The 10,369-nt window shown below is 68.6% G+C and carries 11 protein-coding genes; all 11 read right to left on the bottom strand.

The features are described from left to right. Positions 1-561, bottom strand: a 561-nt coding sequence (locus HR086_RS39915) for a DotU family type IV/VI secretion system protein (RefSeq protein WP_174468231.1), incomplete at its 3' end; no start/stop codon positions are given. 1 nt (position 562) lies between these two features. Next, positions 563-2,209: a type VI secretion system baseplate subunit TssF gene (locus tag HR086_RS39910; protein WP_141642933.1), complete on the bottom strand. Its 1,647-nt coding sequence runs from the start codon at positions 2,207-2,209 to the stop codon at positions 563-565. A gap of 13 nt (positions 2,210-2,222) precedes the next feature. Beyond that, on the bottom strand, positions 2,223-2,825 hold the full coding sequence (locus HR086_RS39905; RefSeq protein WP_141642934.1) for a hypothetical protein: 603 nt from the start codon (positions 2,823-2,825) through the stop codon (positions 2,223-2,225). Positions 2,826-2,851: 26 nt separating this feature from the next. Continuing rightward, positions 2,852-4,501, bottom strand: coding sequence for a hypothetical protein (locus HR086_RS39900; RefSeq protein WP_174468230.1), 1,650 nt, complete (start codon positions 4,499-4,501; stop codon positions 2,852-2,854). Beyond that, complete coding sequence (locus HR086_RS39895) at positions 4,498-4,896, bottom strand: GPW/gp25 family protein (RefSeq protein WP_174468229.1); 399 nt, start codon at positions 4,894-4,896, stop codon at positions 4,498-4,500. The genes HR086_RS39900 and HR086_RS39895 overlap by 4 nt, the downstream gene beginning before the upstream one ends. 1 nt (position 4,897) lies before the next feature. Next, the gene (gene tssK / locus HR086_RS39890; protein WP_141642937.1) at positions 4,898-6,148 is read right to left on the bottom strand and encodes a type VI secretion system baseplate subunit TssK; all 1,251 of its coding nucleotides are present in this window, start codon (positions 6,146-6,148) and stop codon (positions 4,898-4,900) included. Between the two features lie 22 nt (positions 6,149-6,170). Further along, on the bottom strand, positions 6,171-6,749 hold the full coding sequence (locus HR086_RS39885) for a hypothetical protein (protein ID WP_141642938.1): 579 nt from the start codon (positions 6,747-6,749) through the stop codon (positions 6,171-6,173). 45 nt (positions 6,750-6,794) lie between these two features. Further along, complete coding sequence (tssC, locus tag HR086_RS39880) at positions 6,795-8,285, bottom strand: type VI secretion system contractile sheath large subunit (RefSeq protein WP_141642939.1); 1,491 nt, start codon at positions 8,283-8,285, stop codon at positions 6,795-6,797. 42 nt (positions 8,286-8,327) lie between these two features. Then, positions 8,328-8,945 (bottom strand): type VI secretion system contractile sheath small subunit, encoded by a 618-nt coding sequence (gene tssB / locus HR086_RS39875; RefSeq protein WP_141642940.1) that lies wholly within the window; start codon positions 8,943-8,945, stop codon positions 8,328-8,330. A 66-nt stretch (positions 8,946-9,011) separates the two neighbouring features. Further along, positions 9,012-9,914, bottom strand: coding sequence for a type VI secretion system baseplate subunit TssG (locus HR086_RS39870; RefSeq protein WP_141642941.1), 903 nt, complete (start codon positions 9,912-9,914; stop codon positions 9,012-9,014). A 4-nt stretch (positions 9,915-9,918) separates the two neighbouring features. Continuing rightward, positions 9,919-10,369 (bottom strand): type VI secretion system protein IglI family protein (locus HR086_RS39865; RefSeq protein ID WP_305794116.1); only part of this gene is annotated, 451 nt, incomplete at its 5' end.

Raw genomic sequence — 10,369 nt, 5'->3', positions numbered from 1 at the left:
GTCGTAGAGGGTGGGCGGGGGGCCCATGTCCTCGGTGGTGACCTCCGGCGCGACGGCGTGCGGCTGGGGGATGCGGGCCACCAGCTGCTCGCGGTAGTCGCGAAGCCGGGCGGGGTGGCCCACGTGCCGGCCCACGAAGCCCGCGGTGAGGCAGAAGTGCAGCATCTCGAAGAGCAAGGGCGGCGTGTCCTGCTTGCGCAGCCCCGCGTCGGCCAGGTCGAAGAAGAGGTCGCCGCCGGAGTCCACGCCGAAGGCCTTGAGCTGCAAGAGCGGCCAGTGCTGCGCGTCGTCATTCGCCAGCCGGCCGAGCACCTTCTCGTCCACGAGGAACGCGAAGGGCTGGAGCACCTGCTCCACGTCGTCGGAGCGCAGCCCTTCGCCCAGGTGGATGCGCAACTGCTCCAGCTCGAAGACCAGGCCGCGCGACATGGCCTCCATGGCGCCCGGGGAGAGCCGCTCGCGCAGCTCGGAGTCCAGGCTCGGTGAGCCCAGCTCCCGCTCGAGCAGCTCTTCCACGCGTCGATAGGCCAGGAGGATGGCTTTCCAGTGAGACATCTTCATGTCAGGAGGCTCCCGGAAGGACGAGGGGACCCGCGCCGGCGATGGTCGCTCGCAGCTCCACCGTCGCTTCGTTGTTCCACACGTCCAGCAATTCCCGTACCCGCGTCAGGAAGCACACCACGAGGGGTTCGAAACCTTCCTCGAAGGGCTCCAGCACCACCTCGTACACGTGGCGCAGGCCCGAGCCGCGCCGGGCGCTGTCCGGCACGCGCTGCACGCTCAGCTCCCGCAGGAGCGGAAGGACGCGGCGGAAGGGGCCCTCGCCGGGGGTGCCCAGGTGCTCCAGCACGGCGCGCAGCTCCTCCAGCCCCAGCGTGGGCTGCGCCTTCCAGGCCAGCAACTGGGTGAGGGCCGTCAGGTCATCGCGCAGGGGGCTCTCGCGGTCCGGCTGGAGCTGGCCCACCAGCCGCCAGTCCAGACCCTCGATGTGGCGCCCCGGCACGCCCACGGTGAGCCGACCCAGGGCCTCCGAGGCGAAGCGCGGCTGGTGCCACAGCGCCTCCACCAGCAGCTTCCGGGGCGCGGAGAAGGCCTCCGGCATGCGCAGCACCAGGTGGGGGGAAGGCCCGTGCTGGGTGGGGACCTCCTCCACCTCGTAGCCGGGGCCCTTGCCGGGCAGGTGGGCGGGCCGCAGCGGGGACAGGCCCGCCTTCGTCATCTCGTACACGCCCGTCACCGAGTGCAGCGCCAGCTCGCGCCCCGCGCTCATGTTGCGGATGGGGTGTTCGGAGCGCGTGCCGTCCGTGGTGATGACCTGGGCGGGCTCCGCGCGCAGGTTCTCCACCGGGACGGCGAAGGGGACCAGGAAGTCCGGCCGCAGGGAGCGGCCCACGGTCCACTCCTGCGCCAGGTCGAAGCAGAGGCTGAAGCGCCGCCACTCGCCGCGCGTGGGCGGCACCGCGACGTGGAGGAACAGCTCCGTCTCCGGGAAGAGGAAGAAAGAGCGCAGCCGTTGCAGGGGGTGCGCGAAGCTCGCCGAGTCATCCGGCGCGGGCGGCTCCCGGTCGAACGACACCTCGCACTTCGCGCCCGTGGAGTGCTCGTCCGCCAGCTCGCCGTACACCACGCTGACGTCGCGCAGGTGCTGGCGCAGCGAGTGGAACACGGCCAGCGACGGCAGGTACTCGTCCAGGTGGCGCACGTGCAGGCTCATCGTCTCCACCGCGTCCGCGCGCTCGTGGCGCGACTCGAAGTGGAGGATGAGCCGGTGGCCGCCGCGCACCAGGGGGCGTACCTGCGTGGACTCCAGGGTGACGGGCAGCACGCGCAAGTCGCGCTGGAGCCGGAAGATGCCGGGCTCGCCCTCCGTGGGCGTCAGCCGCAGCTCCGTGCCGCGCGGCAGCAGCACCGGCTCGCCCATCTTCCCCGCGGGCATCGCCTGGACGACGGCGCGCGTGGGCAGCGGCTCCAGCAGGAAGTCGAAGAAGCCCGCGAACAGGCGCCGCCACGTGGAGCGCAGGTTGTGCAGCGTCGCCTGCCGCGTCTGCACGGAGAAGAACGCCATCGCCTCGATGAGGCGGCGCACGTCCGGGTCCTCGCGCTCCAGGGGGGCGGCGGGGTAGCGCTCGTGGAAGCGCTGACGGAAGCGCTCCAGCGAGGCCATCTCCTCGAGGAAGTCCTGGTGCAGCTTGTCCTTGGTGCCGCTCATCGGGTGTGCTCCCTCAACCCAGCTTCACCAGCGCGCCGGACACGCTGGTGACTCCGGAGGCCTTGAGGTTGGCCATGCCCTGCGCTTCCAGGTCAAGCGCGGCCTGGCCCGACACCTTGACGTTCAGCCCGCTCATGGAGGCCTCCGTCGTCCCCGACAGCTTCAGCGTGAGGCCGTCCACCTTGGCCTCGCCGCCGGTGGCCTGCATCGACGCCGTCATGCCCTTCATCGCCAGCGCCTGGGTGGCCTCCACGTTGATTTTCGCCGAGGAGGAGAGGCTTGCGTCCTGCATGGCGCTCTGCGTGAGCTTCGCCTGCGAGGTGAAGGTCATGTCCTTGGTGCTCTCCACCGTCAGCGTGTCCTGACTCTTCCAGTCGGACGTCTTGGAGGAGAGGAGGGTGATGGTCTCCGCGTCCACCTTGAAGTCCTTGACGGTGACGACGATGCTGTCCGCCTTCTGCACCACGGTGCTGGTGTCCGTCTGGCCCGCCACCTTGAGGGTGATGCTGGTGCCGTCCATCGTCACCGTCTGGAGAATCTGCCCGTCGGCGTTGTCCACCGTGACGGTGATGCCCTTCTGCTTGTCCAGCTCGATGGTGCAGACCAGCGTTCCCATGGTTCCTTCACGCCTCCAAAGCGCGCCTACGCGGGCTCTTCCTTCACCCGGATGGTCAGCGTCCCCTCCTTGATTTCGATGCGGGCCGTGTCCTTGGCGTTGGTCCTTTGCAAGAGGAAGACCGGCTTGCCCTCCGCATAGGAGTGCCGCATGGAGGTGCCGTTTTCGGGCGTCTTGCCCACCAGCAGATGGGTGCCCTGGCCGTCCGCGGGCATGCGCGCCGTGTCACGCCAGTCCAGGAAGCGCTTGAGCCAGGCCTTCTGGAAATCCAGCCCCACCAGCACCCGCTCCCCCTTGTAGGCCGGGAAGTAGAAGTGCCCGGGCAGGAGGTTCGGGTTGAACGGGAGGGTGACAATCTGGTTCTGCCAGAGGGGAATCTTCACCTTGTAGCCGTCCTGCGACGTGGCCGAGTCGGTGTAGGCCTGCCACGTCTCGTGCGGCTGCTCGCCCATCTCGCTGACGATGAGTCCCTCCACGTAGCGGGGCCAGGTGGGCGGGGTGTAGGCGGGCAGCTCCACCCAGGTCTCCGCCTGGGGCTCCAGCACGGTGTGCATGGCGAAGTCGAAGCCGGTGCTCTTGGCCAGGTGGTCCGCGTCCGGTGAGGACGCGAGCGCGTCCCCCCGCAACGCGATGGAGCGCACCCGGAACGTCTGCCCGGCGCCCAGCCCCGCCGCGGCCCAGGCCTGCGTCGTGGGCAGCTTCACCAGCATGCCCGGCGTCAGCGCGGTGGCGGGGAAGCGCCTCCACGTCAGGTCGACCTCCATGCCGCGAAGCTTGAGCCGCGCGGTCTCCAGCGTCACCCGCGCGTCCACCTCCGTGGCGATGGGGGTGCGCACGAGCACGTCCTGGCGGATGCCGGTGACGGCGCGCGCTTGGGTGATGGGCCGGGTGGCGGGGCCCTCGGCCACCGCGTTGAGCACATTCACTTCGTGGCGCGCTACCTCGGGGAAGCGCAGCGCCACCTGGTCCATCTCCGGACCCACCAGCTGCACGGGCGTGCCCGTCGCGGCCTTGGCCGTGGACAGCGCGTACTTGCCCGCCGCGTAGTCGTACGCCAGCACGCCGTTGCGCGTGTCCACGTACCAGAGGAGGAAGTCGTAGAAGCTGGCGCCTTCCTCCGGCGTGAGGCCCAGGAACAGCTGCGGGCAGGTGCTGTCCAGGCCCGCGCTCCAGTCGTAGTTGAAGGTGATGTGCGAGCCCTTGTGGGCGTCCAGCACGTCCTTCATCGACTTCTGCGTGTAGAGGATGCAGGGGAAGTGCTGGCTCCACAGCAGCTGGGCCGCGTCCTGGAACGTCACCCCGTAGCGGCGGTGCAGCAGGGGCGCGCCAGGGGCGGTCGTCGCGGGCATCTCCACCAGGGTGCGCTCGGAGACCAGGCCCTTGATCTTGAGGGACGTGAGCGCCGGCTGCTTCGCGGTGTCGGTGAACGTGCTCTTGAGCTCGAGCTGGACCTCCATCAAGTCCTGCTGGAGGAAGGCGGCCTTGAGCGCGTCCGTCTCCATGCCTCCCGCGGACGTGTTGTCCGCGAGGTCGAACTCCACGCGGCCCTCGAAGCCCCAGGGGCGCAGCTCCAGCGCGAAGGACTTCACGTCGCCCGCGGGGATGGCGTGCGCGGTGCCGCCCGCCGTCAGGGTGACGGACACCACCAACTTGTCGTCGAAGCCGCCGGTCGTCATGGCTCCTCCTCCACGCGCACGTGGGCACTGAGGGTGTCGAAGCGCAGGCGCAGCTTGTGGCGCTCGCCGGCCACGGTGCCCGTGAGGCCGAAGTGCAGCCACAGCCCCGCGTCGCGCCCGCGCAGCGTCAACTCCACGTCCGACAGGCGCGGCTCGTGGTGGGCAATCTCGTCGCGCAGCTCGCGGGTGAGCGTCTCCACCAGCTCGCGCGTGCCGTACTTCTCGGTGTACTCGCCCAGGCCGAAGTCGCGGCGGAAGAAGCCGTACCCCGCCTTGGTGTTCAGCACGGCCTCCAGGTTGCGCAGCACGTGCTCCAGCTCATTCGAGCCCTTGCGGCCGGTGCCCCGGCTGTCGCCACGGACCGCGAACTTGTCCAGGAAGGAAGCGCGGGCCATGTCAGGACCTGCGCCAGAAGAGGGACACCTGGGCGCCCTGGAGCGCCGGGGTGGCATAGAAGGCCAGGCCGTCCTCGCGCAGCGCGAACTGCCACTCCTCGCCCTGGGACAGCTTGTACCAATCAATCTCAGGGCCCAGCGCGTGCGGGAAGGACGGGTGCGGCACGTGTTCGAAGGCGATGCCCTTGAGGGCCATGCGGCGCACCGTGGCCAGGCGCGAGGGCCCCGCCAGCTTCACGCCGTCCACCGGCAGCGGCTCTCCGGCCAGCCGGCGCTGGACCAGGAGGTACAATTCGCCGCTCTCCCGGACCTCGGGCGGCAGCGGGGAGAAGATGAACTGGCCGTCGCGCGCCGTGAAGGCCCGGTGCGTGGCGCGGGTGGCCTCCGGCTGGAGCGCGCGCGTGAGCAGCTCCACCCAGCGGCTCAGCCCCTTGCCCGGGGCCTCGTGCTGGTAGGTGGGCAGCGACTTGTCGGGCATCAGCTCCAGGTAGCAGCACGCCTCGAAGTACAGGCGGCGCAGGGAATCGAAGAAGACATACGGGTGCGGGGAGACATGGCGGTGCATGTCCTCCAGCAGGGCTTGCAGCCGCTGCACCTCGCACAGCGCGCGGCGGGCATTGCTGAGCCGGTCCGTGCGCAGGTAGCTGTCGGAGAGCCGGGCGATGAGCTGCAGCCGCGACTGCTCCAGGAGCGCCTCCAGCCGCTCCAGCAGGGCCCCGAGGAACGGGTGGGGGCCCACGAGCAGCAGCGGAGGAACCAGGTCCTCCGCCAGCCGCCACACGCCCTCGGTATCCCTTCGGAAGACGGCCAGGGGGAGCGTGTCCTTCGCTCCGTCCAGGACCGGCTCCGCGGACAGGCGCAGCCGCCGCATCACCCGCTCGACCACTGGCGGGTCCTCGGCGTACAGCCGCACGCTCTGCGCGTTCGTCGTGTCCCCCATCACATGCAGGTAGATGGTGGCCTCCGCGCGGCCCGTGCCCTCCAACGAGAAGGGCGGCAGCACCGCGTTGCCGGGCACATCCACCACGAAGCCAGCCGGGGTGACCGCCGTCAACGTCGAGACGGACAGGCTTCCACCGGCCAGCAACGGCTCGCTCCAGGCCATCGCCGCCACGCCGTAACCCGGCGTGCCAGACAGCGAGGCGTGGAGGCGGACCTGTGCCTCCAGCGACTCTTCCTGGGCCTCGAAATGCTCCGGAAGCAGCGTCTGGCCGACGTGCCACCGGACCCGTGCGAGCTTGAAGGGGGGCATGTTGTTTTCGTGGCGGAGGGGCTTACGCCGTCTCCGTGACGCCCCACTTCTTGACGATGTTCTTCGAGGACGCCGCCGCGACGTTGATGGACTGCTCCAGCGTCTTGGGCTTCACGCCAATCTGGAACGTGAAGTTCTTGGGCGACTGCACCTCACGCGACTCGTTGTCCGCCACGTTGATGTTCAGCCGGTCGCCGTTCTTCTCCAGCAGGCCGTTGAGGTCCGCGTCCACGAAGTTGGACTTGAAGTACTTCTTCGCGAGCGGGTCGTACTCGTAGATGACGTACTTCATCACCACTTCGATGTTGGAGAACGTGCCCAGCAGCATCTCGGCGATCTTCTGCTTGTTCGCCGTGGAGATCTGCGCGGAGAGGTACAGCGCGTCGGTGACGCCCGTCTCCCACAGGTAGCTGTTCAGGACGCCGACACACTTGGTGGCCAGCGCCTTGTCCGGCTGCTCCGGGTCGGCAATCGTCTCCTGGTCCGCCACGAGGACGATGCCGCCCACGGTGATGGAGGTGATGAAGCCCACGGGGGTCTGCTTGTCCTTCTTGAAGTTGAAGCCCTGATAGACGTCCAAGTCACGTGCGAATTGAGGCATGACTCACTCCTGGATGGTTGGGGGTTGGGTGAAGAGAAGCGGGGCCTACCCGAGCCGGGACTCGAGCATCAGCTCCACGTTGAGGCCTTCGAACTGGATGTGCGGCAGGACGGCGACCTTGCAGTCGTACCAGCCGATTTCACCCGTGCGCTGCTCCACCACCACGCTGGTGGCCTTGAACGGGAAGCGGCGGACCGTGAGGTCATCGGGGCTGGCCACCGTCGTGACGTAGCCCGCCAGCCACGCGTCGAGCTGACGCTGGATATAGGGCGCATCGGCGGTGCTGCCGATGTTGTCGCGCATGATGCACTTCACGTAGTGCGCCAGGCGGGTGATGGAGAACGTGTACGCCAGGTTCGTGACGAGCTGCGAGTTCTCCGAGTCCTTCGGGTCCTTGAAGCGCTTGGCGACCTTGGCGGACTGGGTGCTGAAGAACGTCGCCTCGCTGGAGCCCTTCTTGTACACGAGCGGCATGAAGCCGCACCGCGCGAACTCGAACTCGCGGTAGTCCGGGATGGCGATCTCCACCGGGGCCTTGAGCTCCTCCTGGCCGCGCATGAAGAACGTGTCCACCGGCAGGCCGGTGAGCAGACCGCCGCCCTTGGGGCCGCGGATGGACTGGCACCAGCCGGAGTTCTCGAACGCCTTCACCATGTTGCGGGCGAAGAGGATGGACGAGTTGCCCCAGAGGTACTTGTTGGAGTCACCCTGCGAATCCTCCGTGAAGTGGAGGTCGTCGCACGGGTTCTTGTCCGGATGCCAGGGCAGGCGCAGCACGTAGCGGGGGAACGTCAGGCCCAGGTATGCGGCCTCCTCGCTGTTGCGCAGCTCGTTCCACTTGCCGTAGCGCGGGTGGGCGAGCGCGCCCTCCAGGTCCTTGATGGCCTCCATCTCCTCGACCTTGTCGCAGCCGAAGAACTTGGGGCTGACGGCGGCGATGAACGGGCAGTGCGCCGCGTTGGCCACCTTGCCCATCTGCGTCAGCCACTTGATGTCGCCCGGCGTGGAGGAGAACTCGTACAGGCCCACCAGGGCGCCGAAGGGCTGGCCGCCGTACTGGTCGTACTCCTGGATGTAGACCTTGTTGAACAACGAGCCGGCGAACACGTCCGCGGAGTTGTTCTCGAAGTCCTGACCCAGCTCGTCCTGCGCGGCGTCCAGCAGGTCGATGGCGATGTTCGCCTTGAAGTTGGTGTGGGAGACCAGGTCCTCCAGGCCCCGCCACGCCGACTCCATCTTCTGGAAGCGCTCGTGGTGGAGGATTTCGTTCATCTGGTCGTTGATCATCGCGTCGATGCGGTCGACGACGTCGAGCACCTGGCCCTTGTCGAAGCGCACCGCGTCGCCCGCATCCGTCGTCGCCGGCGACACGTTCTGGACGAGCGCGGCGAGCGAGGACATGAAGCGCGCCTCGATGGTGACTTCCTTCTCATCGAGGGCGGGGACGAACTTCTCGGAGATCATCGGCTTGGCGTCCACGGGACGCTCCAGCCGCACGCTCTTGAACAACCCAGGCAGATATGAGGTTTCAGCCATGACGGTTACCTTCGTGGAAATAGAGTGGACGTGAGCGGCGGCTTACGAGTTCACGGTGGCGGGGACGGTGGCCGGCGCGGTCGCGGGGGCCGTGGCGGCGGGCGTGGTGGCCCCAGCGCCGTTGGCGGCGGGCGTGGCGTTCGCGGGAATCGCCTTGGGCAGCTTCAGCGACTCGTAGTCCTTCAGCTCGGCGAGGACGGCCTTGAGCGCCTCCTTGTTGGAGAACAGCTCGTAGACCATGTTCCGCAGCGCCTTCTGGTTGTCGATGCTGGACTGCATCTCCAACAGCAGCTTCTTGAGCAGCCGCAGCGCCTTGAGCTTGGGGACGTGGTTGACGATTTCGTCCGGGTGGAAGGACTTCATCTTGGTGATGGGCAGCTCGACGTTCAGGTCGGCTTCCACGTCCGGGTTGATGCGGTTGGGCACCTGGAAGTTCACGGACATCTTCATGTCCGCCATCAGCTCGTTCAGGTTGCGTCCGTTGACCGAGCGCAGCTTGCGCGCATCGAGGTCCACCTTCCGGTCCTCGGAGGAGCCGAGCGAGAAGTCTCCCAGCATCAGCATGCGCAGCGGCAGGTCGACCGCCTCCTGCTCGCCATTGATGGTGGTCCGGTACGTGAGCGTGATGCGCGACTTGGGCAGTTGTTCCTGGATTGACATGGCTACGTTACTCCCCTCGGGTGGAAGGCCTTTCTGCGACCCGGCGGGACGCGCCGGGGTCCTGCGTCACTGCGGAGGCGGTGAGGTCGGCGTGGTGTCACCGGAGAACAGGACCACCTGCCGCGACTGCTCGGGTCCGCCGATGATGGGCTCGTAGCCCAGGTGACTGGAGTCCTCGACGCGGGCGTGTCCGTGCTGGTCCCTGATGACCAGCACCACGGTGAGGAACACCGGTGTATCGATGAGGTGAGGCAACACGCGCGAGCGCAGCCGGCGTCGCGCTTCAATGGCCCATGCAGTGCCGGTGCCACAGAAGGCCTCGTTCATGTGCAGCCAGGCTTCGAGGCCACCGGTGGGCACGGTGGCGAAGCCGCCCATGGAGGTGCCGTCGCCCAGCGCCGCGCCGCCCAGTTGGATGCCGCGCGTGTCGATGCGCTGGCGGCGGGTGGCGCGCCGCACGCGGACCTCCGCCTCCGGGTACGCGTGGGAGAACAGCCAGTGCAGCGTGGAGGGACAGGCGGGGCGCAAGAGGCGCAGGCGGTGCGCGGCGGAGCCCTCCCAGCCCGGCAAGAGCGAGCCGTCGCGCTCCGGGAAGAGGCCGGCGAAGCGCGCGCGCAGGAGCAGGTGGTCGAAGTAGCCCAGGAAGCTCTCCATCGCGTCGTGCTGCAGCGACTCCATCGCCTTGAGGAAGAAGGAGGGCAGGGGCGACTGGACGCTGAGCAGTCCCAGGTTGACGGTGATGATGGCGCGGCGCGGGTTGCGCGCGAACTCGATGGAGTGGACGAGCTGGGGGGCGTGCACGGTGCCCCGGTGGCTGCGCAGCTCCAGGTCATCCGGGCCGTAGCCCTCCTTGAAGAGCAGCTCCACCAGCGCGGGGATGTCGAACTCGTGGGCGCGCTCGATGATGCGCGCCTCGATGGAGGGCTCCCCGGCGGCCGGGGTGGAGGAGGTGGGCGTGGCGTCGAGCATGGCGTCAGTCCTCCTCTCTGGAGGTCAGCGAGGGCTGGGCGAGGAAGGCTTCCAGGTCCACCCGGTAGAGCTGCTCCAGCGCGCGCATGGGCAGCGAGTCGGCCTCTTGCAGGAATGGCTCCAGGTCGCGCGCGTGGCCGCTCAGGCCGGAGTAGAAGCGGGTGAAGAGCGAGGGCAGGTACACGCGCGGGTCGAACCGCTCCACGGTGGCCAGCACGTCCGCGGCAATCACGCCCGCCTTCGTCATCTCTCCGCGGTCGACCAGCGTGTTGAACGCGTCCAGCTTGCGAAGCAGCAGCGCGAGCGGCGCGGAGATGGGCACGCCACCCACGGTGGGCGCGGCCGGCTCGGCGCGGGGCGCGGGCGCGGACTTCTCCGGGGGCGCGTTGTCGCGGGAGGGCGCGGTCTCCGGGAGCGGCTGGGGTGCGAGCGCGAGCGCGGGCGGCGGCGCGGGT

The sequence above is a fragment of the Myxococcus sp. CA039A genome (genome assembly GCF_013336645.1).
Lineage (GTDB): Bacteria > Myxococcota > Myxococcia > Myxococcales > Myxococcaceae > Myxococcus > Myxococcus llanfairpwllgwyngyllgogerychwyrndrobwllllantysiliogogogochensis.
The sequence above is the reverse complement of the archived record's forward strand: the minus strand, read 5'-3'. Positions and strand labels throughout refer to the sequence as shown.